Annotated in this window: 16 protein-coding genes; 4 read left to right on the top strand and 12 right to left on the bottom strand. The window is 52.8% G+C overall.

All coding sequences use genetic code 11. From position 1 onward, the window contains the following. Positions 1-79: 79 nt before the first annotated feature. Positions 80-2,944 (bottom strand): TonB-dependent receptor plug domain-containing protein, encoded by a 2,865-nt coding sequence (locus WG68_RS11770; RefSeq protein ID WP_152663086.1) that lies wholly within the window; start codon positions 2,942-2,944, stop codon positions 80-82. Between the two features lie 260 nt (positions 2,945-3,204). After that, complete coding sequence (locus WG68_RS11765) at positions 3,205-3,837, bottom strand: OmpA family protein (RefSeq protein WP_046557894.1); 633 nt, start codon at positions 3,835-3,837, stop codon at positions 3,205-3,207. A gap of 210 nt (positions 3,838-4,047) precedes the next feature. On the opposite strand from WG68_RS11765, the gene WG68_RS11760 reads away from it, so the two are divergent. Both WG68_RS11760 and proB read left to right on the top strand, forming a co-directional pair. Next, the gene (locus WG68_RS11760) at positions 4,048-4,566 is read left to right on the top strand and encodes a DUF4124 domain-containing protein (RefSeq protein ID WP_046557893.1); all 519 of its coding nucleotides are present in this window, start codon (positions 4,048-4,050) and stop codon (positions 4,564-4,566) included. Between the two features lie 56 nt (positions 4,567-4,622). Beyond that, positions 4,623-5,729 (top strand): glutamate 5-kinase, encoded by a 1,107-nt coding sequence (gene proB / locus WG68_RS11755; RefSeq protein ID WP_046557892.1) that lies wholly within the window; start codon positions 4,623-4,625, stop codon positions 5,727-5,729. Here proB and WG68_RS11750 read toward each other — a convergent pair. Continuing rightward, complete coding sequence (locus tag WG68_RS11750) at positions 5,726-7,048, bottom strand: coiled-coil domain-containing protein (RefSeq protein ID WP_046557891.1); 1,323 nt, start codon at positions 7,046-7,048, stop codon at positions 5,726-5,728. The genes proB and WG68_RS11750 overlap by 4 nt on opposite strands. Before the next feature lie 178 nt (positions 7,049-7,226). Between WG68_RS11750 and WG68_RS11745 the strand changes: the two genes are divergently transcribed. Further along, entirely contained in the window at positions 7,227-8,297 is a 1,071-nt protein-coding gene (locus tag WG68_RS11745) for a glycerol-3-phosphate dehydrogenase/oxidase (RefSeq protein ID WP_046557890.1), read from the top strand. On the opposite strand, the gene WG68_RS11740 is transcribed toward WG68_RS11745, so the two are convergent. From WG68_RS11740 to WG68_RS11705, 8 genes are all read right to left on the bottom strand, one after another. Next, on the bottom strand, positions 8,291-10,408 hold the full coding sequence (locus WG68_RS11740; RefSeq protein ID WP_046557889.1) for a DUF6351 family protein: 2,118 nt from the start codon (positions 10,406-10,408) through the stop codon (positions 8,291-8,293). The two genes, WG68_RS11745 and WG68_RS11740, sit on opposite strands and share 7 nt — an antisense overlap. Positions 10,409-10,492: 84 nt before the next feature. After that, the gene (gene argA, locus WG68_RS11735; RefSeq protein ID WP_046557888.1) at positions 10,493-11,812 is read right to left on the bottom strand and encodes an amino-acid N-acetyltransferase; all 1,320 of its coding nucleotides are present in this window, start codon (positions 11,810-11,812) and stop codon (positions 10,493-10,495) included. A gap of 209 nt (positions 11,813-12,021) precedes the next feature. After that, a complete protein-coding gene (locus WG68_RS11730) occupies positions 12,022-13,257 on the bottom strand; it encodes a lytic polysaccharide monooxygenase (RefSeq protein WP_046557887.1) in 1,236 nt (411 codons plus the stop codon). 233 nt (positions 13,258-13,490) lie between these two features. Beyond that, complete coding sequence (locus WG68_RS11725) at positions 13,491-16,118, bottom strand: glycosyl hydrolase family 18 protein (RefSeq protein ID WP_046557886.1); 2,628 nt, start codon at positions 16,116-16,118, stop codon at positions 13,491-13,493. A gap of 197 nt (positions 16,119-16,315) precedes the next feature. Beyond that, positions 16,316-18,439: a glycosyl hydrolase family 18 protein gene (locus WG68_RS11720; RefSeq protein ID WP_046557885.1), complete on the bottom strand. Its 2,124-nt coding sequence runs from the start codon at positions 18,437-18,439 to the stop codon at positions 16,316-16,318. Between the two features lie 366 nt (positions 18,440-18,805). Further along, complete coding sequence (locus WG68_RS11715; protein WP_046557884.1) at positions 18,806-19,954, bottom strand: glutathionylspermidine synthase family protein; 1,149 nt, start codon at positions 19,952-19,954, stop codon at positions 18,806-18,808. Positions 19,955-19,957: 3 nt separating this feature from the next. Beyond that, entirely contained in the window at positions 19,958-20,581 is a 624-nt protein-coding gene (locus WG68_RS11710; protein WP_046557883.1) for a DUF1190 domain-containing protein, read from the bottom strand. Positions 20,582-20,591: 10 nt separating this feature from the next. Continuing rightward, the gene (locus tag WG68_RS11705) at positions 20,592-21,005 is read right to left on the bottom strand and encodes a DUF350 domain-containing protein (protein WP_046557994.1); all 414 of its coding nucleotides are present in this window, start codon (positions 21,003-21,005) and stop codon (positions 20,592-20,594) included. 234 nt (positions 21,006-21,239) lie between these two features. Here WG68_RS11705 and WG68_RS11700 point away from each other — a divergent pair, with 234 nt between their 5' ends. Beyond that, complete coding sequence (locus tag WG68_RS11700; RefSeq protein WP_046557882.1) at positions 21,240-23,294, top strand: M13 family metallopeptidase; 2,055 nt, start codon at positions 21,240-21,242, stop codon at positions 23,292-23,294. Between the two features lie 59 nt (positions 23,295-23,353). Here the strand turns inward: WG68_RS11700 and WG68_RS11695 are convergent, their stop codons facing one another. Beyond that, entirely contained in the window at positions 23,354-23,929 is a 576-nt protein-coding gene (locus WG68_RS11695; RefSeq protein ID WP_046557993.1) for an outer membrane protein, read from the bottom strand. Positions 23,930-23,946 lie beyond the last annotated feature (17 nt).

The raw sequence follows: 23,946 nt of genomic DNA, 5'->3' as shown, positions 1-23,946 counted from the left end.
GCGCGGGCTTTTTGCTTTTTGACGGCCGCTGGTCGTAACGGCTGTAGCAAAAGGCGGAGCAAGCTCCGCCAGTGTATTTTTATAGCGTAATAGAGGCCCGCAGATACCAGAAGCGACTGCCAGGCATATCATAAGTAGAGGGATCATAGCCATTCAGTGAGCATGACAAACACACCGGTGGCTCTTTGCCAAACACATTGTTGATGCCCAGGCTAAGTTGCAAACCTGAGAACATGGCGTCAGTAGTCCAGCTTAGCTGCACATCATGAAAGGTTGTGCTGCCGAGTTTGTTTGAGCCGACCAGAGGGGTGTTGCCGCAGATAGCAAAGCTGGCGGCACCGCCACATTCTTCTATCAGTTCGCTGGTGTAGCGCATGGTCCAACTTACCCGCCAGGCTTCAAAGTTATAGTTCGCTGCCAGATTGCTGCTCCACTCTGGTATACCGCTATTGTTCACTTCAATGCCGACGGTTTTCGGTTGGCGCACGCCATTGGCATCCAGTACCTTATAGTCTTCGACATAAGTTGTGCGCCAGTTAACACTAAACTGACCATGCTCTGCTGCCGGTAACAGCCAGTTAATATCAAAATCAAAACCTGAAGTTTCAATTTGGCCGATATTGGTCAATACATTATTAAAACTGTTAATGGCGCCAAGGTTATTGCGGCTGATGCCATTACAGAATGTGTTGCTCAGCGTTTGTACGCATAAGTTGAGTTGGGTTTGCGCATCAAGCGCCTGAATAGCACCTTTCAGCTCATGCTGATACCAGGAGACACCGATATCCAGCCGTTCTGACCAGCTTTGCTGCGCGGCAAATTGCGGGCTATATACCGCACCCAGGTTATAACTGGTCGAGGTTTCCGGTTCCAGATTCCGATTACCACCAGTAATAACCCCAATTTGCGGATTTGGCTGCTGATACCCGACAGGCACACCCAGGGTAGAACAGTTGGCTGTAATAGTATTATTGGCGGGGTTAGAGCATGGGTCTGCTATGACGGCATCAAAGCCACTGGCAGAGCCAAATAGCTCACCAATGTTGGGTGCGCGGAAACCTTCAGACCAGCTGCCGCGTAGTAACATTTCATCGGATAACAACCAGCGAATGCCCACTTTACTGGTGGTTTCAGAGCCAAAGGTGGAGTAATCAGAGTAGCGGGTGGCCAGACTTAAATCCAGTTGCTCGGCTAAGGCGGCATCTCTGAGCAGCGGAACACTCAGCTCCAGATACAGTTCATTGACATCCAGTGAGCCTGAGGTTGGTAGTGATACCACGCCATTGTACTCGCCGGAAACTGTTAAACCGTCAGGGTTATACTCGCCGGTATACTTGCGGAACTCCCAGCCACTGGCAAAACTGAGCGGGCCGGCTGGCAGTTCAATAATATCACCGGTCAGATTGACCGAATACAGGCTAAGTTTATTTTCACTGCTATCGCGTACTATCGGTTGAATGTAGTTCAGCATGGCCGCGGTAATGCTACCTTCACCAAAGATATCCAGTGGTACACAGTTTGGATCGGCCTGACAAGTTGCTAAGGGGCCCAATGCTGTTGACAAACGGCGGGCGTTATAACTGCCGTAGTTATCCTGACGGGCGCGGTTGGTGCTGTATGCCGCGTTAATGTCCCAGTAAATTGGCTGACCACTTGCAGTAAACTGACCTTCCATGCCGGTAGCAATGTAAAAAGTATCAACTTTTTGTTCAAAGCGTCGCGGCCCACCCTCCAATGGCCGGCGACCCGCCAGGGCCAGATTGGCACCCGGACCGGTACTGATTAAATCAAAACCAAAAGGGTTGTATGGGTTATCTGCAGCAATAGTGATGTTATCTGCCCAGAAGTTGGTGGGTGCGGCTGTGCCGATAAAAAACGGCTCTGGTGCAGCCTGGTTGACACTGTTACGTTGATTATACAGTGCTCGCAAATACCAGCTGGTATCGTCAGCTAACTGATAGGTTTGCTGGGTATACAGCGACATACGCTTATTCGGGGTTTGCAGCAGATTATAGGTAGCAAAATTAAAGCGGTCGTCATTGGTAAAGCAATGGAAATCATCGGTGCGGTTACAGCTGGCTCCCAGAGCTGGGTCATACTGTGGATTGCTAATGCCGGCATTTGGCACTAAATCAAGATTAGCGCCGGTGTTCGGGTCAGTAAACAGAAAACGTCCGGCAGGAATGGCAGAGCTACCCAACGCGACACCTGTGCCCGGTACAGGCACGCTGGAGCGACTACGATCACTGGCGTTAACTTCTTCCTGCTCGTTGTAGCTGGCCGCAATAAAATAACTATGTTTGTCGTTACTGCCGCCAAAACTCAGCTCGAAGTCCATGTTTTTGCCATCACCTTTGGTAAACTGGCCAACCCGGCTGGTAAAGCGGGCTTTGTCGTCGGTTTTGCGGGTGATAATGTTAACGACCCCGGCAATGGCATCCGAGCCGTAGATGGAAGATGCGCCATCTTCCAGTACTTCAATGCGTTCAACAATCGCCAGCGGAATGGTGTTTAAGTCGACTACCCCACCGACACCTGATGCTGAACTTTCGTTTACCCAGCGGATACCGTCTACCAGTACCAATACCCGTTTGGCACCCAAATGACGCAAGTCAACAGTCGTGGCGCCGGCGCCTACGCCGCCGCCATCTGGAGGGAAGCCAAAGTTACCACTGGAATTAAATTTGGTATTCAGGGCAGAACCTGAAGCGGTTATATTCTGAATAATATCGCCGATTGAAGATAAGCCTGAGCGGTCAATAAAATCCCGATCCAGGATTTGCACCGGGCTCTTGCCTTCCAGCTCGGTTTGTTTTATCCGGCTACCGGTTACTTCGATCCGCTCTACATTGGCCGTCTCGGCTTGTTGTGCCAGCACTTGTGGTGCATTAAATAGCAGGGTACTGGTAATAGCTAAACTTAACTTTGTATAAGTTGTTCGCATAAAGCTGTTCCTTATTGTAATTGTTTTAAACATGCTGGGTGTTGCTTAGCCGGCTACAGCTTTTAAGCCCGGCAACCAGCGGGTTTAGCGCACGCTTTGTTGGAGTTTGTTGTCATAAAACAGACAAACAGCATCAGCATAGCTAACAACTTGTATTTTGTAAAAATAATGGGGTAGAGGTTAAGTTGGTGGTGTAATGTTTTTTTGACGTAAAAAAAGGAGCCTGAGGCTCCTTTTGGTATGATGACTAGTGTAAACAGTTATTGAACAATAGGCTCAATATGAATTTCTACCCGGCGGTTTTGGGCGCGGTTAGCTTCAGAGGTATTGGCAACAGCAGGGTAATTAGGGCCATAACCCTGAGTTTCTAACCTGATAGATTGCACGTTTTGCGCCATTAAGTAATTTTTAACAGCATCAGCCCGGGCCAGTGACAGGTTCATATTGTATTGATACGGGCCGGTATCATCAGTATGGCCAGCAATCACCAGCATGGTTTTTTCATAGTCACGCAATACTTTAGCAATGTCGTTAAACACCGGATACAGGTTAGGCTTAATATCTGAGCGGTTAATATCAAATGTCAGCTGCGCCGGAATATCCAGTTTTAAAATATCACCATCACGTATTACTCTGACGCCAGAGCCACTGAGCTCTTCACGCAGCGCTTTTTCCTGGTTATCCATATAACTACCGACAGCGGCGCCGGCTAACGCACCCACTGCTGCGCCAATTACCAGCCTTTTATCTTTATGGTTACCGGTTGCCTTACCGGCAATGGCGCCTGCAACTGCACCTATAGCGGCGCCCTTGGTGGCATTAGATTGGTCAGCACAGCCGGCTAAAATCAGGCTGGCAGCAAGGGTGGTAACAACAATAGAGGCTAACTTCATAACGGACTCCTTTTAATTATAGCCACAGCTTAGCACTGTTCTCTGAATTGGCGCTGAACTTAATTAAATGCTTAATTGTGCCAGGCCAGCCTAATTCATGTAGATGCAATGTAAATAGAATTCCCTTTCGCTGCATTTTTGGGTAAGGTAAGCGGGTTTTGGGTGCGATAAAACGTAGCCCGTAGTGCAGAACAATCAGGACATACTGTAATGATAATTATAATTCGTTGTTTTTGTTTGTTATTTTTTTTAGGGCTGAGTCAGGCAGCGAGTGCTGCCGTGTTTAAATGCACGGCAGAAGATGGCAATGTGGTTTTTCAGGGCTCGCCTTGTGTCTCAGGTACTGAGGCGCGGATTGATATGTTGTTTGGTGAGCAGGCAGTGAAGGAACCTACAGCTATCCTTAGTGGCAGCTGGTGTGAGCTGGGTACCTCTAAAGTGTTGGATGGCACCGTGTATCGGGACGAGTCGCTGAGCAAAACCTGGGTTTTTGCTGAGCATCAAATGACCCAACATATCCAGCAAGGCCAGCGTCAGGATATTTTTAACTACAATATTCGCCAGCGCATGGGTAACTTTGTGATTGATCACCCTGCCTTTGGTAGCGGTCAGGTCAGCTGGCATGTGCGTCGTTACACTGAGCAGGAGCTGGTTATTGCTGCCTATGGTAACTTTACCCACCTGACTGCCGGTGAATGCGATGTGGCGATCGTTAGCGCAAAAAATTAATAGACATATAGACGCCTGAACTTTAAGCTGCTGCCATTATTGTGCGGGAGTGTGTTATGGCTTTTTCTTCCTGGCGTCGGATCGTTATTAAAGTAGGTAGTGCCCTGATTGCGCCTTCTGCTCAGGGCTGCTCTACCCGCTATTTACTTACCATTGCCCGCTTTATTGCCGAGTGCCGGCTGGCAGGCAAAGAAGTGGTGCTGGTGTCATCCGGCAGCGTTGCTGCGGGGCGCAATGCCATTCTGGCCAAACAACAGCCGCTGCCTATTAATATAAAACAAGCTATGGCGGCGGTCGGGCAAAGCCGGATGATGGCCAGCTGGAGCCAGCTGTTCGATTTTGACTGTGCTCAGATCTTACTGACCCATGCCGATCTGCAAGACCGCCGCCGCTACCTGAATATTGATAACACTCTGCGTACCTTGCTGGCCAATCATGTGCTGCCCATCGTTAATGAAAATGACTCGGTGGCAACGGCAGAATTAAAACTGGGTGACAACGACAACTTAGCGGCGCTGGTAGCGATAGTCGTTGATGCTGATGTGCTGCTGATCTGCTCGGACATTGACGGCTTGTACACGGCCAACCCCAGATTAGACCCCGGGGCGCAGCATATTGCTGAAGTAGCACAGGTAACCAGCGCTATTTATGCGATGGCAGGCGGCAGCCATCATGCTATTGGCACGGGCGGCATGCTGACCAAAATTCAGGCGGCAGAAAAAGCCACCAAAGCTGGTATTGATACCCTGATTATTAATGGTCAGGATGCGACCAGTTTTGAGCGGCTACTGACTGGTGGCACGGCTGGTACCCACTTCAGCCGGCAGCAAGACCGGCTGAGCGCTAAAAAACACTGGATCCTGAATACCCTAAAGCAATGCGGCGTGATTACGGTGGATGCCGGTGCCAGTGCCGCCTTGCAAGGCAAAGGCGCATCGTTGCTGGCCAGTGGTATCGTCAGCAGCAGTGGCCATTTTGATAAAGGCGATGCTATCATGATTGTTGATCATGCACAGCAACCGCTAGCCAAAGGTATCAGCCAGTACAGCGCGCAGGAGCTAAGCAAAATTAAAGGGCTGCACAGCAGCCATATCGCTGCGGTGCTGGGTTATTGCCCAAGTGAAGAAGTGATCCACCGCAACGATTTGGTGCTGTTAAATTAATTGCCTGGCTTGCTCTCTAACCGCGCCAGTAACTGGCTTTGCTGACCATGCTTGTTTTTAGCCTCACTTACCTGACGTTGCAGCCGGTCCAGTTGTCCCCGAAGCTCTGATAACTGGCGGTTATTGTCCTGCAATAACGCCTGATGACTATTACGCGCTTGCTGCAATTCGCTGTCGAGCTTAGTGCGGGTATCCTGCTGTTGTTGGTTTAGTTCAGCGCGGGCGGTATTGCTCAGGCTGCTTTGTTGCTCATTCAGTGCAGCAACCTGCTGCCGGTACGCCGCGGTCAAACTATCCAGCGCGTTGCGTCGGGTGGCATTGTGCAGGTCTTCTTGCTTTTTTATCCCGGCCAATTGCGCCTGGTATTGACTCTCTACCTGTTGATAGGCCAAACGTAGCTTTTCGTCTGATTGCGCTTTATAAACGGTATAGTCGGCACGGGCCATATTTTGGCGGGCATTGCTGGTATCGGCCGCAAAGGCGTCTCGTAGTTTGTTGCGTTCCATCTGGCGGTTTTCGCGGGCGCGGGTGCGGTCTGCAGCAAAGCCGGCACTGGCCAGCCGGTGCTGAGCATCGGTCTCCGCCACTTTTTTATCATACTCTTGTTTAAACAGGGCGGTTTGTTGTTGCCGCTCTGCTTGTAACTGACTGCTCAATTCCCGGCTCTGGCTACTGACGTGTTGCTGTAATTCAGAACGTTGTTGTGAAAACTGTTGTTGCAAGGTCGCCAGATGTTCTGCAGAAAGACGCGTTTTTTCCTGCAACTCCCGGTTGAGCTCATTGTAGCGGGCGATACCTTTCGTCAGCTGCTCTTCATCAACCGCAATTCTAGCTTGCTGTTCGGTTAAGGCCGCTTTTGCCTGTTTTAACAGTTTCTTATAACCCGAGCTGCCTTGCACTACATGTTGCCCACTGAAAGCGCTGGCCGGCTGACCAGCACGAAACGGCGGCACACTTTGTAAATCGAGCCGGCTGCGCCATTGCCCACCATCCAGGGCAGAATAAGCTATGCCATGCAATTGAAACTGTTGATTTTTCTTCTGAGCAATTTCCAGAATATCGGTGTCCAGTAAGCTGCCAACCCTATAGTGCAGATTTTCCTGCGGGGCTATGCTGGCGGCAATCCGGTATTGCCATAACGGCTCGACCTTGCTGCCAGCGTCTTCGCTGGCTTCAACCTTAAATTTAGTCACCTGCCAGCCTTGCGGGATCTCGGCAGCAAGTTGTTTTTTTACGGCGTCCAGTTGCGGTGGGTCGCTGCAGCCAGCCAGCAATAACAGCAGTGTTAATAAAAAATACCCATTTAACCATGTTTTCATTGTGTATGCTCCGTCATCAGTTAATCTGTATTGTCTAACACTGAGCATCAGAGCCACATTGGCGGGCTACCGTGATCCTCAGTAGCCGTTACCACAAAAAACAACGGTTATCGGCACAGTTTAGTCAGTAATTTCGCCACCAGACAAGTTGTAACCTAAATAAGTTTAAGGAGTACTAATGAAGCTGGCGATAGTAGGGGGCGGCATTAACGGCTTATCCAGTGCCTGGCAGCTCGCGCTGGCTGGCCACCAGGTTAGCTTGTTTGAACGGGATAAACTAATGGCTGCCACCAGCAGTGCTTCCTCTAAGTTATTGCATGGAGGCTTACGTTATCTGGAGCAGGGTGAGTTTCGCCTGGTGCGTGAAGCACTGCAGGAGCGACGCTGGTGGTTAAAAAAGGCGCCACAGTTAACCCGGCGTTTGCCCATTCTCTATCCGATCTATGCTGATTCCCACCGCGCCCGCTGGCAGTTAAAAGTAGGTTTGTGGCTGTATGATGCGTTTGCCGGGCGCAGGGGCATCGGCCGCCATCGCTGGCTGACGCCGCAACAAACCTTGCGCTGCTCGCCGCAGTTAAAGGCGGATGGCTTAACAGGTGCTTACTTGTTTTTTGACGGCCAGATGGACGATCAGAAACTGGGCCTGTGGATGGCAGCACAATGTACTAAAGCCGGTGTACAGCTTTATGAAAACCAACCGGTACTGCAGCTAACTGCCGATGGCTGGGTGTTGCTGGCCAGCGGTTGGCAACAGTTTGATCGGGTGATTAATGTTGCCGGCCCCTGGAGTCAGCAGTTATTACAGCAATCCGGTTTGCCAGAGCAACCGCTGGATTTAGTGCGCGGCAGTCATTTGTTGTTGCCGCCGATCAGCCGCTATGGCCATATGCTGGAAGTACCGGGCGAAGCACGAATTGTGTTTGTACTGCCTTATCAGGGTAACACCCTGCTCGGTACCACGGAAGTGCGCCAGCAACTGGCAGAGCCCATTCAATGCTCGGCTGCTGAGCGCGACTATTTGCTGACGGTTTATAACCACTATTTTCGACCGGCAGTGGATAGCAGCAAGGTGCTGGCAGATTTCGCCGGCGTAAGGCCGCTACTGGGTGGCACCGCTAATGCCAGTCAGGCCAGTCGCGAGTATCAGCTGAACTGGCAAGGCCAGCTGTTAACGGTTTCGGGCGGCAAGTGGACCACCGCCCGGGCGCTGGCTAAGCAGGTGAGCCGGTCAGTCGCTGCCAGTCAGTAGGGAAACGTCAGGTCGGCAGGCATGGCCTGGTCCGGCATGCTGTAATCACAAACACCGTCGGCAAATACTGCGCGTAGCTCTGCCGCATAGGGCTGCATATCCACAGTGTGGTAGATACCCCGGGCAATCGCCTGTTCGACGCTGATTAAAGCGCAGCTGAACATTAAACCATGACCCGGGGCGCCAGCCTGCAGCCGGCTGTTACTTAATGGCGGGTAATGGGTGCTGCAGTCGCCATTGTCCAGCCAGACAGTATCGCCTGCGGCGATCACGCGGCCATCTGCCGCAAAACACTGATCAACGGCCAGCGTTGGTTTTTGGTTTGTTGTCAGCCACATATCCATTAACGCCACAGCCTGATCCGTTGGCGTATAGTCGGGATGGCTTACCCAGATTAATTGATTGCCGGCATGGCCATTGCGCTGGATGAGACGCTTGCGCGCGGCAAACGACGGTTCCAGATGATGCATATCAAGTTCAGGGTCGAGATAGTGGCGCAGGTCGATAATGGGTTTGTCGGTCATGCCCAGAAACAGTTGGCCATAGCGATAGGCTCGGGTGATTGCGGCCTGATCTGCACTGTAGCGTGCTGCGGGGGTAGCACTGGTGCTGCTGATAATATTCTGCCGGCCAAAAGCACTGCGCCACAGCGGTGTGCCGAGAAATGGCAGATAATTGATCTGCTCTGGGCGCATTGCTGCCTGTGGCCGCCAGCTACCAACAGCGGCATTTAGCGCTATAAAATCTGCCACGCTAAGCTCGCCGCTGATTAAAGCGCGTAAGCCGTACTGCACGCCGTGGTTATCCCACAGGCTATGGCCGAAACCCTGGCTGTCGCGGCCATAGATATCGGCCATATTGCCCCAGTAGCTCCAGTTTACCTGCGCCAGTAGCGGATCGGTGGTCAGCCGTTTCAGCTTTCCCTGGTGAGGGTTATGGATAAGCGATGCTAAGCCGAGCCAGGCATTATGACACTGGCTGGCGCCATGCGGCAGGCTGGGCCAAATCCCTGCGCTTAGCTGAGCCAGCGCCACCTGCGGAGCAAATTTTAACGGGTGCTCAGTTGTAACACTAAGGCCTTCCAGCAGCTGGCGCTGGCCCAGATCCTGCCAGCGGGCTTTATCAACTGCAGTAAAGTGGTAATAGTTGTGCAGCAAATCGCAGTCCAGTGCGTACAGGGTTTGGCTTAGCATATCCGGGTAGCTGTAGAGCGCAATGCCACCGTCGAGCAAATCGGGATTGTTTTGCAGCAGCAGATATTGCGCGATACCGCCGCCGGAGCCGCCGATCCCCAAAGTATAAAGGGGCTGGCCGTACAGGCTGATAAACTGGCGTTTCACCCGGCTGGCGGTATCTTCAGCCAGTAAAAAGTTATAGCCATAGCTGGTTTTATTAATGCTGGCACTGGCGACAGCAAAGCCCTGGCGTAACTGCGGCAAGCGCTCACTGATCAGCCGCTCCGCTCGGAGATAGCCCTGGCGGTAACCAATGCCCACACCGCCGTGAAACTGGTAAATCAGTTTGCCATTCCACAGCGCTGCGCTGTTGCGTTCAGTGATTTCTGCCAGCTGCACCGGCATCAACAGGTAATAGAAAAACCGGTTAATGGTACCCAGTTCCAGCCGCACCAGCAGCGCATCGGCGGTAACGGTTTGCTGCTGATAGTGGCTGATTGCGCCATCGGCCGTAATGTAAAAGTATTGCAGGCTGGCTGGCTGCAGGCAGTCTTTGCTGTAGCCCAGGGTTTTGCCCTGCTGTTGCACTGCCACGCCAAAGCCTTGCTGGTTGTCGACCAGCGGTGGCGGCAGCTGTTGCTGGTTGAAGTCACAATACAACGGATAGCTGAGGCCGCCACTGTACAGGGGTATATGCGGCCCGGGCTGGCCCAGGGGTATTGGGTAAGGATAAGGGTCAGGCGGGCGCGGGCTGTAGCGAATATGCGAGCTGACCTGCAGCAGCGGGCCGGCTTGCTGCGGCGCTACACCTTGCACCGGGTTGGGCTCACGCCAGCGCTGGCCAGGGGTTAGGCTGCTCAGATACAGCAGGTACAGCCCCGCGGTTAGCAGTACTGTCAGGCAAAGGGTTTTGTAACGCCAGAGGGTAGAGAACATTGCCAACTCTGTTCAGCAGCAGGTGTATTAAGCTTAGCCAAGGAACCCGCCGGTTGCAGCACGAACCTGCTGCAACCGGCGCTTTTATAAGGTAATCGCCAGAATTTTTGAGCGGCGCTGATAATTATACAGCTGCTTTTTCTGGCTCGGTAAATCGTCCACGGTAACCAGTTCAAAGCCCTGCTCTAAAAACCAGTGAATGCTGCGGGTAGTAAGCGCAAACACTTTGTCGTAGCGGCGCTGGCGGGCCTGCTGAATAATATGTTTAAGCAGCAGGCTGCCACGGTCGGCATCCCGGTAGTCGGGGTGCACCGCTAAGCAGGCAAATTCGCCGACGTTTTCATCCACAAAGGGGTAGAGTGCGGCGCAGCCAATCACCAGGCCATCGCGCTCGATTAAAGTAAAGTAATCAATTTCCATTTCCAGCTGTTCGCGTGAGCGGCGTACCAGCAGGCCTTGTTGTTCCAGCGGCCGGATCAAATCTAAAATACCGCCAATATCGCTAATGGTTGCCCGGCGCAGTTTTTCAGCCGACTCCGTAACAATCTGGGTGCCAATACCATCGCGTGAGAACAGCTCCTGCAGCAGGGCGCCATCTTCGTCATAGCTCACCAGGTGGCAGCGCGGCACGCCGCCGCGGGTGGCGGTAATAGCCGCATGTAAAAAGGCAATGGTGCCAGGGCAGGCATTAGGGCGCTCTTCGAGCTCCAGCATTTTTTGCTCGGCAAAGTTGGGCATCAACTCGGCGATAATATCGCCATCTTCGTTGGTAATACCACCTACTTCGCTAAAGCCAATCATTTTATCGGCTTTCAGTTTTATCGCCACCTGGGTGGCAATATCTTCCGCGGTTAAGTTAAAGCTTTCACCGGTGACTGAGGCCGCTATTGGCCCCATCAGTACGATACCGTTGCTCTCTAACTGGCGACGAATACCGGCTGCATCTATCCGTCGTACCCGGCCGCTGTGGTGATAATCAATGCCTTCATCCACGCCCAAAGGCTGGGCGATAACAAAGTTGCCGCTGACCACGTTAATTTGCGCACCCTGCATCGGCGTGTTGCTTAAGCTCATCGATAAGCGGGCGGTAATATCCAGCTGTAACGCACCAGCCACCTGCTTAATCAGCTTAAACGAATCATCATCTGTTACCCGCACCCGGTTGTGATAAGTAGGCTCCAGCCCGGCCAGACCCAGCGCCTGGTTAATTTGCGGCCGGGCACCATATACCAGCACTATTTTAATGCCCAGGCTGTTTAGCAGAGCGATATCGTTAATAATACTGCGAAAGCCCGGTTGGGTAATGGCTTCACCACCCAGCATCACCACAAAGGTTTTACCGCGGTGCGCATTAACATAGGGGGCTGACTGGCGAAAACCGGAGACAAGTTCAGTAGTACGCACGGGTATGAGGCTTCCTTCTGATTAAACAATAGCTATATACAACATAAAGATGGCAGCTAAGTGACAAAATGCCAACTCTGCGGCCGCAAAGTCGGCATTTTATGCGCTTTGTGGGTTAATATCCACTTTTAAAGCATATTTATTCCCTCGTCCGGGCGAGCGCTCCGCCCCCACCTTTTGTACTGCGGGCATCTGGCTTGGCGAAACTATCACCAGCTACAGAGCTGCGTCCAGCTGCTGTCGCTGCCGGGCAGAGACTGGGTCCACCAGTTGGCCTGATACAGCGCGCTGTGGTAAAGCAGCTTATCGCCGGTGGCGGCGTGGCTGGGCGCACCTTGCCAGTCGGTTTGTGGCCAGTTGGGGTAGCTGTTAACGGTGGTGAGATCATAGCCCGGGCAGTTGCCTGGCGGGTTATTACCACTATCATCATCGTCACCGCCGTTATCAGCAGCCGGGCGCAGGTCGAGGTTATAAAAATAGCTGTCGTCCCGCACATAGGCGCGGTTTACCGCCAGATCGCTGCTAAAGGTCACATTTTCACCGTGTAACACCCCCAACTGCAGCAAGTTGCTGTACTGGGTATTCACCTGTGCTGCCAATTCGGTGGCCCATAGCGCGTTGGCAATATTGCTGCTGCTGATTTGCCAGTGCTGGTCTATCAGCTCCAGGCCTGCAGCATCAAACAAGCGCAACTGCGCATAACCGCCGACTTCGGCCGGGGTTTGCAGGTTCAGATAAGCGCCTTTATCAAACCACGCCGGCGGCGGGGTGTCGCCGCTGCCGTTTATCAGTTCAATATCCGAACAGTTATAAAAGCCTTCACCCACCACATCTACCCGTTGCCAGCGGGTATACAATACAGCGGGGCCGCTGCGATCTGTCGGCAGCGGTACCTGCAAGGTATAGTAGCCGGCATCGGCCGGCACATCGCTTTGCTGGTAAATCAGCTCAAGCTGGCTCCAGCTTAATGGCGCCGCAGCGGCATCAAAACCGGGTTTGCTTAAGTAAATTTGCCAGAAACTGGGGTTATGCGGGGTAGTGGCGCGAAAGCGCAGAGTTAGCTCGCTGTGTTGTGCCAGGTCGATAGGGGTGCGTTGCCAGTCGGCAGACGGAATATCCATGCCACTTTTACGGCTGTCGCCGCCGGCACAGAGGCTGCCATCACTAACCACGCTTTGCACCGCCGCCATATTGCGATAGTTGGCGACATTGGCCGAGAATTCATGGTGCTGGGTTAGCATATAGCCACCCGACTGCAGGTACGCTGCGCGACAAGCCGGATTAGGTATGCCGCTGCCATCGGCCGGCCACCAGTAGCCGCCGTCGTCTTTACACATTTGCTGCCGGGCTTTGGGGTAATCGACATAGCCATGGCTGTTGGCCTGCAGGCTGATAAATAGCAGGCTGGTTGTTAGTAATACTGGTTTTAAGAATACGGATTTCATTGTTACCACTCCAGTTTTGGTAAAACAGTGAGGGGCGTGACCCTGACAGGTCCCTGTAGAGTGTCTGAGTGCCCGCACCGCGGGCGCGAGTTGCTGCAGGGAGCCTGGCGGGCGTTACGGCCCGGAGCTATATGCTGCAGCGATTTTTACTCAGACACTCTGTGGCGCCCTGAAAAGGACACGACCCTGCGCTTTCCAAGTTCAAAGTTCACGACCTGTTAGTTGGTCAGCTGTTATAAATTACAAATAAAACTCCAGCTGCCATCACTGCCGGGTAGCGAGTTGGTCCACCAGTTGGCTTTATACACGCCGCCTTGATATGACAGATGATCACCGCCGTTGGCGTGGCTGGGGTTGCCCTGCCAATCAGTTTGCGGCCACTGCGGGTAAGGGTAGATGGGCGCGGTAATGCCGCCGCAACTGTTACCATTGCCCGGCCCGCCGCCGTTATCTCCACCATCATCACCGCCGCCAATACTCACCACTGGCAACTGCGGGTACTCTGCGGCAAAGGCATAGTCGTTGCCGTTGGCATGTAATACCCAGTTCGACGGCATCGGCATTGGCAGCTGATAATTCAGCGTTACACTAACGCTTTCACCATGTGCCACGCTTAAATACGCCGGCAGGTTAAAGGCCACCCGATGGAAGTTATTGCTCAGGCCGCCAATATTGTTGCCGCTGGCGTTACGGCCACTGTCAATTACCGTTAAACCAAAACCACTTTGGTCGCTGATGCTATCGGGTATGGCGGTTGGTACATCAAAGCTAATGTTGCTGCCACCCGGAATAGTGCTGTTGCTGTGGTTAGTCAGGGTTAACTTGGGGTTGATGGGAAAGTTCTGATCGCCCAGTTTAAAGTCGCTGATACTCAGGCGCACATCAACTGCCTGTGCCGGCATCACCCGCTCGGCTTTTACTGCACCATAGGGGCTGGCGCCTTTGAAGCTGTCGTAAAACTGCGTGGTCAGGGTATTGCCGATAAAGTACTCGCCTTTGGCCGCATCCCAGGCGTAGTCACCGGCCAGCTCCCAGAACATCACGCCGCCAATGCCGTTATCAATCACATACTGTGCTTTAGTGGCGATACTTTGTTCGGTTTCTACCGATAAAAACACCTTTTTCTGGGCGTTCCACAGCCAGGGGCCGACGGCCGTAGCATCGTAGTGCCGGCTGTAATTGCCAGTGAGCTGATGCTCAGGGTTGGCCGGGTCAAGGCCATAGACGCCAAGATAACTACCACTGATGCCTTCGGCCAGGTTCATGGTATGCCACAGCGGATTAGAGCCAGCCGGCATTTCATGGCCATTGCTGTCTTTGTCATGCCACAGGTTGTCGATGCCAATGGCACCGTTGCCGCATTTACTGACGGTACTACCTCCGGTGCCCGGCGGGCAGTTGCTCTGGTTTGGTAAAGGCGCGCTGCCCCATAAGCCAAAGCTGCCACCCTGTACATCCTGCCAGCCACGGCTGTAGTACGGAATGCCGATATTAATCCGCCCGGCCGGCATAGTGCCGCGGAAATAATGGTAGGCCCAGTCGGTGTTCAGATAGCCAATTTGCTGATACTGGCTGGTGTTGTAGTAATTCCAGGCGACCAGTTCGGCATCCTCGCCGCTATCGAACAAGGCGGCATTGTGGCCGACAAACTGGTTCCAGGCGCCGTGCAGATCGTAGGTCATAATGTTGACGTAATCCAGGTACTGGGTGACCTGGAAGGCTTCCATGCCGCGCAGCAAATAGCCGGACGAGGGCGAGGCAATGGTCAGCAGATAATGTTTACCATCGGCTGCGCCAGCGGCGTCCAGTTTCTGGCGCAGTACCTTCATCAGCTCAATATAAGAGCGGTTCAGGCCGCCGCGTAAGCTGTTGGCGATGGCAAAGTCGTCCGGGTTACCGGCATCATTCATGCTGGTGGGGTATTCGTAGTCAATATCCACCCCATCAAAACCGTACTGGCGAATAAAAGCCACGGCCGAGTCGGCAAAGGTATTAATCCCCTGCTGGTTAATGCTTAAGTCGCTGTTGGTGGTCATGGTATAAAAACCACCGCTGGCTACCCGGTTGCCATCGGCGTCAAAATAGCCGCCACTTTCGGCCCAGCCGCCAACTGAGATCAGGGTTTTAACGTGCGGGTACTGCTGCTTGTATTTAGTCAGCAGGTTGAAATGACCTTCATAGGGCAGGTTGGGGTCAAGCTCTGCCCCTGCTACCCCAGGCCATGCCATGCCGGTAGAGGCATTGTCGGGGTCGGTTGCATCGCCAATGGATAGTTGGTTTGCGCTGTTAACATGAGCAAAAGCATAATTAATATGGGTAATTTTATGCCACGGAATATCTGAGGCTAAATAGGCCGGCTGGCCGTTTTTGCCATGGCGCCAACTGGTAAAGTAACCAATAATCCGCCGCGGGTGATCGGGGCTGATAAGCTCGCGGCCCGCAGCGTCATACACAGTGCAGTAGGGCACGGCAATGCCCGGTGTCTGGTACAGACCATCGGGCCGGCAACTGTTGTCGCCTGGCTCGGGGTCTGGAAGTGGTTCCGGCTCTGGCTCGGGGTCTGGAAGTGGGTCCGGATCAGGTTCTGGCTCTGGTTCCGGAATAGGATCGGGCTCAGGCTCGGCGCCGTCACAGGCGCCAAGCAGGCTCCATGGCTGATAAGGCCCAGAGTGGCTAAGTGGCTCATTGCCTTGCGTCCACCAGTTAGCCTGATAGGCCTGTTGTTGCTGTTGTACCTGAGCGCCGCCATTATAAGCGGCATCGTTTTGCCACTGCGCCAGGTTGCTGCAATCAAGCGCCTGGGCAAAAAAGGCTGCACTGCTGGCCAGGGCCAGCAATGACAGTGTAGTAGTGAGTTTCATATCAAAGTTCCTGCAAAATGCCGGCTATACCCGTCGTGCTTGAAGCTGCAGCTTTGTTGACTTCGCTTGCTCGCCCCAATCACATAGTTTGTCTATGCTCATGGGATCTCGCTCACTCGTCGCCTCACTGCAACTCCAATCACTTAGGGTATAGAGCCCGAGCCAACTAGTCAGCATAGGGCTTGCGGCAATATGAATTATTGTTGCGGATGGCCTAAGCCTTCGTGCATCGCGTTTAAAATATGGCCATTGTCAGCATCGATTTCCCAGGCAAAAATACCGCCCAGCTGATGTTGCAGAATGTAAGCCCCTTTCTCGCGCACTGAACGCTTGGTATCCATACTTATCAGGGTATTGGTTGCCGGGTTCCAGACATAACTGGCTTTAGCCGTATCATCCCAGCCCACGGTAAAACCGTTAACGCCATTGGCTTCTGGCCCGCCCATAAAGTCAGCTTCGATTTTCTTATAATCCATAATGCCGGGCTCCCAGCCGCCGCCGATGCCGGCGCCGCCAGTACCACTAAACGGATTATTACCACTGACTCCGGCCACATTCTGCCAGCCGCGGCCATACATCGCCGCCCCGAGCGCAATTTTGTCTGGGGGTACACCACGGTTTAACAGGTATTGCACCGCCTCATCGGCGCTAAAGCCACTTATTGGTGAGTTTGCTGACGGATACAGGCCGGTCTGGTGACCCAGTACGCCATTCCAGGCGCCGTAGTAGTCGTAGGTCATCAGGTTGATGTAATCCATGTACTGATGGGCATCTTCCCAGTCCACTACGCTGAGTTTTTGCACCCCGCCCGACATCGCGGCGGCCAGTTCGTAATCACGGCCGGTTTCCACGCTTAACGCATCTAACGCTTCGCGTAATTCACGCATCAGGGTGGCAAAGCCGGCACCGTCCTGCGGGCTGCCCAGCTCGGGTGTTGCGCCGCCGCCGCCCGGGAATTCCCAGTCGATATCAATACCGTCAAAGAAGTCGTAAGTGCGGATAAAGTCGATCATCGATTCGATAAACACTGCCCGTGCTGCCGGGTTTACGCCCACCTGATACAGCGGATCAGATAAGGTCCAGCCACCGACTGACGGCAGAATTTTAACATGTGGATGCGCTAGTTTCAGCCGGTACAATTCGGCAAAAATACCGCGAATGGGCTGATCCCAGACATCGCCAGGGTAGCCTTTTTCCAGGGCGGCGAAGGCGTCGTGTACCACTACTGAATAGTCGGGCTTGCCAGCACACTGGCTCACCAGCGCCGCATGGCCCTGCGGGTTAGCGGCTTGTAATGACGGGTTGGCACCACATACCGGAATAAAACCATAATAAATATGGGTCAGGTTTTGCGCCGGAATATCGGCCGCATGAAAGGCACGGCCATAGATACCCCATTCCACAAAATACGCACCGACTTTTTTACCTGTGGTGTTGCTATAAGCCTGATTACTTTGCTTTAACGGATGTGGCCAGGCAGTCATATCCAGATCGGTCCAGGGGTTAAAACCACCATCCCCACCATTATCCCCGCCGCTGCCAGCCGTCACTGCCACCGTTTTTATATCACTGTCGGTACACAGCAGAGCACTGCTGCTTTGCTGACATAAACTCACCACAAAGTTATAGTTACCGGTGCTGCTAAAGTTAACGCTGGTACTGCCGCTTTGGGCTTGCTGGCCATTGGCCGTTAACGCAGCACTGTGCACTACGGCGCCGTTTTGCTTTAATTGCCACAGATTGCCGTTATTGCCCCACCACATATTCCAACTCAGGTTCAGGTTGGCGCTGCCGCCTGTTAGCGTGACACTGTTTTCACTCCAGCCAAACACCGGCTTAGCCGGCGCTGCCGGGTTGGTGGGCGCGGGCTCAACCGGGTCGGGGTCTACTGGATCAGGCTCGACAGGGTCTGGCTCTACCGGGTCGGGTACAGTACCGCCACTGCCGCCAATGGTAATAGTGGTAATGCCGCTTTGTGCGCATTCTTCTGTCGCACCGCTAACCTGACATAAGCTTACCTGCAGCTGGTAGCTACCGGGTTGGGTAAAGGTCAGGGTAGTGCTGCCGCTTTGGGCATTCTGGCCATCGGCTGTTAGCGCAGCGCTGTAGACAGCGCTGTCATTTTTGTGCAAATACCACTTGTTACCGTTGCTACCCCACCACATATCCCAGCGCACGGGCACCTGCACGCTGCCGTGTTGTAACTGGTAATCGGCCGGCATCCAGCTGATCACCGGGGCATTGGGGGTATTCGCCTGGATTTGGGCTGCCAGCAGCAGGAGTGAGAGGCTGCCACCACCTATAACTAATTGTTTAAACATAACTTCCTCCGGTATTGTTTATTCTTATATTCTGTTTGCGTTATTTGTTTACGCTGCAGGCTATGGCCTGGCACAGCGTTTCAACGGGCTCATTCCAGGATTTTGGGCCTGACATCTCTGCTGAGAGTTGTCTGTAAAATGAGCAGTTATGACTATGACAAAAATGACAGCGTTGTCAAAATTTGCAGGCGATTTTTAACTGATATTTTGTTGATAAAACTCTAACGCACTGAAATAAAATGAAATATATTTACAGTTGGTTGTCAGTTTATTTTACAGATTATCGGGCCGGAACAGGCATTTTACGGGAAAGTTGTTAACGGCAGGCGCAGTGGTTAGCATCAGGTGCTGGCTGCCGTTAATGGTTTAATCGAGGATAATATGCGGTAAAAAGCGTGAGCTGTCTTTGGTGATCAGGCTGTTGTCTTCACGCAGACAAATACCGGCCGCACTGTCGCCGACTACCCAGCTGCCGATTAAGGTGTAGCTGTCGCCAAACTTTGGTAAGGGCGCTAAGGCCTGGCGAATATAGCCACTGTCGGTGTAGGGGCCATCCTCGCTGAAACGCTGGCCGCTGGCCGTAACCAGTTCGATATTGGCGCCTTCACGCGAGAACAGCGGCTTTTTCACCCAGCCCGCTGCTACTGGCTGGTTGCCAGTGAAAAATGCCGGCAGTAAATTAGGGTGGCCCTGATGCTTTTGCCATAACAGCGGTAAAATCCCTTTGTTCGATAGCAACAGTTTCCAGCTCGGCTCCAGCCACTGGGTCTGGCTGGTCAGAATGGTGCTGGCAAAGTCTTCCTGCAGCATAAATTCCCACGGATACAGCTTGAATAAACCGTTGATCGGAAAACCATCGCTATCGACCAGCTGGCCGTCAATATCACCCAGTTGCTCCAGCTGAATATAGCGGCAATTCAGGCCGGCCTGCAGCGCAATGTCCATCAGGTAATCGACGGTGCCTTTATCTTCAAGGCTTTCGGTAACGCTGCTAAAGTAAAACGGTTGCGCCAGTGGCAGCTGGGCGAAGGCTTGCTCCAGTTTATCCTGCAACGAATTAAACTGGTCGCTTCCTTGCGGCAACTGGCCGCGCATTAGCTGATCTTCCAGCCAGACCCACTGGAAAAAGCCGGTTTCAAATAACGAGGTGGGGGTATCGTAGTTCAGTTCCAGCAATTTAGCGGGGCCTGTGCCAGCATAGCTGAAATCCATTCTGCCATATAAGTGCGGCTCGCCACTGCGCCAGCTAGTGGCAATGTAATCCCAGAATTGCTCGGGAATGGCTAATTGCTGCAGCTGTTGCTCGCTGGCCAGAATATCCGGGATCAGATCCAGCGCCATCTGGTGTAATTCTTCAGTCGGCGCTTCTAAATCCTGCTCGACTTGTTGCAGACTGAATTGGTAATAGGCGTTTTCATCCCAATACGGCTCGTTGTCGATAGTATGAAAGGCAAAGCCGACACTCTCGGCAAAGTCTTGCCAGCCCGGGCGTGGTTGAATGTCGCGTCTTTGCATGGTTTAGCCTCCGGCAGATTGGCGTTGTGCGGTGGTAGCACGTTGCGCCGCCTGGGCGCCAAAACCGCCGCGCCTTGCTAATGCCGCTGGTTTTGGTTGCACGGCTGAGGGCCGGATATTAGTAGTGCCGGGTTGGCTGGCGACCGCAGTATTGCTGGCGGTACGAAAGGTGTTGCGGTCATCGCGCGATTTATATAGCGGCTGGGTAGGCACGCTATTACGGCCTGCTGCGGCAGCCGTTTGCTGGCCTGCCAGCTGGCCAGTCGCCGGGGCACTACCACCGCGGTTTAACATCTGGCCGGCCATAAAGCCCATCATCATCGGCATAAAAAAGCTGCCCTGCTGGTGGCGCTCAGGTGCGGTTTCACACTGGCCCGGGCCAAAGTCGGTTTCGCATTCTGCTTTGTTGGCGTAGCGCGGGGCCACTTTCGGGTGTAGTTGTTCGGCTTCAGCAAACGCTGCCTGACATTGGGCTGGTGGGTTATAAAAAGCAGCGCACTCGTCCGGTGTGCTGAATACCTGGGCTTGCACCTGCTTTTCGCCACAGCCATTTAATACCAGACCGGCAGCCGGCAACATAAAAATTAGGGCAGCTTTGTGGCTGCGTTTGCTCGGGCGTAATGTCATCTGATACTCCTTAATAACTCATGCAGGCGGCGTTTAACATACCGACGGTAATGGAACAGGCAGCAGAGAATATACCGGCCGCTAATTCGCCCTGGGTAATACGGTTCGGCAGTTGTTTTAGCGCAGCGCTGCTAATTAGAAACGTCAGCACCTGTACAACCAGCGCTACTGCGCCCCAGATTGCACAGTCGAGCAGTGACATGGAGTTAGTAATAGCGCTGCCCAGCGGCCAGCCAAAACCAATTAAGGCGCCGCCAAAGGCAATGGCTGCAGCCGGATTATTGGCCCGGATCAGGCCAAATTCATCATGTGGCGTTACCCAGGTATACAGCCGGATAAACAGCAGCAGCAATACCACGGCCAGCACGAAATAAGCTAAAAATGACGGTATACCAGCCAATGAGGTTAACGCGGTGTCTAACATAAAAAAGTCCTGCAAGTATGAGCGAGCACTGATCCTGCGCAAAAAGCTGGTGTATTTCAAGTAAAACCGGCTTAGTGCGGCTTATTTCGCCTTTTGTCGCAGCCTGCTGGCGGGCTAACCTGCCAGGCTTTACATCAGACTCAGAGCTTTTACACTCGGTTGTAATTGCAAAACTATGCTGCTTAAAATAACAATATTATTAAAACAACCGTATCAGACATCCAAGGAACCATTATGAATAAAGTATCTGCCCTCGCGTTAGGCGTGGCCTTATCTTTAGGGCTGGCAGCGTGCAGCAGCCAGCCTGTTGCAAGCAATATCGCGCAACAGCAAAGCCAGCTTAGCTCGGGCATTAGCCCGGCTAATATGGATACCAGCGTGGCGCCGCAGCAGGACTTTTTCCGCTACGTTAACGGTAACTGGTTGGCCAATACCGACATTCCGGCCGATAAAGCCCGCTGGGGCAGTTTTGACGAGCTGAGAGAAAGTGCTGACAAGCAAGTGTTGGCAATTATTGAGGAACTGGCTGCTACCGGGCATGCTGCCGGTTCTGATGGCCAGAAAATGGCTGATTTGTATCGTTCTTACTTAGATGAAGAACGGATCAATGTGCTGGGTTTAAACCCACTACGGGGTGAAATAGCCCGCATTAACAACCTGAGCAGCAGTGCCGAATTAAGCCAGTACTGGGGCGAGAACCAGCGTTTTCGCTTTGGTACGCCGCTGGCAGTATTTGTAGGCCAGGACCAACGCCAGTCTGATCAATATATTACCGGCGCCAGCCAGGCTGGCCTGGGGTTGCCCGACCGTGATTATTACTTAAAAGATGATGAACGCAGCAAAACCTTACTCAGCCAGTACAGTAGCTTTATTGAAACCCTGTGGCAGCTGGCCGGTTGGGATAACGCCTCGCAAGCGGCGGCCAACATTCTGGCGATAGAAACGACATTGGCCGCAGCGCAGTGGAGCCGCATTCAAAACCGTGACCGCAACGCCACCTACAACAAGTTAAGCCAGGCCGAACTGGCTGAATTAGCCCCCGGTTTTGACTGGGCCCGCTTTTTAACGGCCGCCGAGCTTAAAGATATTGAGCATATCGTGGTGCGTCAGCCCAGCTATTTTACCGCCTTTGCCAAAATTCAGGCCGAGATACCGCTGGCGCAGTGGCAGCAATATTTAAAGTTTCATTTACTGCGGGCCAACGCCGGCAATTTAAGTGAGCCCTTTGCTACTGCCAGTTTTGATTTTTACGGCCGTATTTTAAGTGGTCAGCAGGAGCAACGCACGCGGGAAAAGCGCGCTGTCAGCACGGTGGAAAGTAACCTGGGCTTTATGGTGGGTAAAGAATATGTAGAGCGGCATTTTCAGCCCGAAGCCAAGGCGCGGATGGATGAAATGATCGAGAACCTGCGGCTGGCCTTTAAAGAGGCGATTGACGATTTAGAATGGATGAGCCCGGCAACAAAAGTGGAAGCGCAGGCCAAACTAGCCAAATTTAACACTAAAATTGGCTACCCGGATGTCTGGCGCGATTATGACTGCCTGACTATTGCTGCCGATGACTTAATTGGCAACCTACGCCGCAGTGCCGAATGTGAATACCAGCGGATGGTTGGCCGGCTGGGCCAGCCGGTTAACCGCGATGAATGGGGCATGACCCCGCAAACGGTGAATGCCTATTACAGCTCTACCATGAATGAAATTGTATTTCCGGCCGCTATTTTGCAACCACCGTTTTTTAACGTTGCTGCAGACGACGCAGTAAACTACGGTGCTATTGGTGGCGTTATCGGTCACGAATTTACCCATGGCTTTGATGATCAGGGCCGTCGCTCTGACGGTGACGGCAATTTACGCGACTGGTGGACCGAAGAAGATGAACGCCAGTTCCGCGAACGGGCACAGCGGATGATTGACCAGTACAGCAATTTTAACCCGATTGACGACTTACGCTTACAAGGCGCATTGGGCCTGGGAGAAAACATTGCGGATTTAGGTGGCTTAACCGTGGCTTATAAAGCGTACCAAACCGCCACTAAAGAGCAACCAGCGCTACTGATTGACGGTTTTACCCCGGAACAGCGGTTTTTTATGGGCTGGGCTCAGGTATGGCGGATTAAATTCCGCGATGAAGCACTGCGCCAGCAAGTGATCACCGGGCCGCACTCACCGGGCATGTACCGGGTACTGGGTGTGCTGTCGAATATGCCCGAGTTTTACGAGGCATTCGAGGTGAAGCCTGGCGATGCCATGTACCGTGAAGAAGATGTGCGGGTAAAAATCTGGTAAGGGTTAATGTCGGATGATTAAGGGTCGCAGCAGCGACCCTTTTTAGGAGCGCTTAATCATTAAAATGCGTAATTGATCCCTGCGGTAACACTGTTAGTTTTCAATTTAATATTGGCAGGGCCAACGGAGTATTTTTTGTTGGGTAATTGCAGATATTCTATGGTGAGTGACAACTGACTGTTCAGGTTAAACGCTGCGCCGACACCGGCAGAAAAACCATCAATGGTTTCGCTAGCGGATGCCGAAAATCCATCACCGCTTTCTTTAAATTTGTATTTTACCGCCGCAAAACCGGCGACGCCGTACATAGAAAATACGTCATTTATGGGTACGATGCCTTTGGCCAAAAAGGCATTTTGATGGCTAACTGAAATGCTTTCGCGAAAACCATCTTCAGTAGCACTTTGATCGCTAATGCCCTTGCCTAAACGCGCTTCCAGTGCAAAATACGGATTAAACTTATAGCCGGCCAGGCCCGATAACACATTAAAACTTTCCGAGTCTGACTCACCCGCTACTGCCACCTTCAGTTTAGTGCTACTCAGTTGGCCGCCAATATATAGGCCTTCATTGGCCAGCGCCGATGTGCTGCTAAGGGCGGCAATAACCGCCAGGCAAGAGATTTTTTTGAACATATGTGTATCCTTATTAA

This window comes from Arsukibacterium ikkense (assembly GCF_000987775.1).
Lineage (GTDB): Bacteria > Pseudomonadota > Gammaproteobacteria > Enterobacterales > Alteromonadaceae > Alishewanella > Alishewanella ikkense.
Note: the sequence above shows the minus strand (reverse complement) of the source record. Positions and strands in the feature narration are given on the sequence as shown.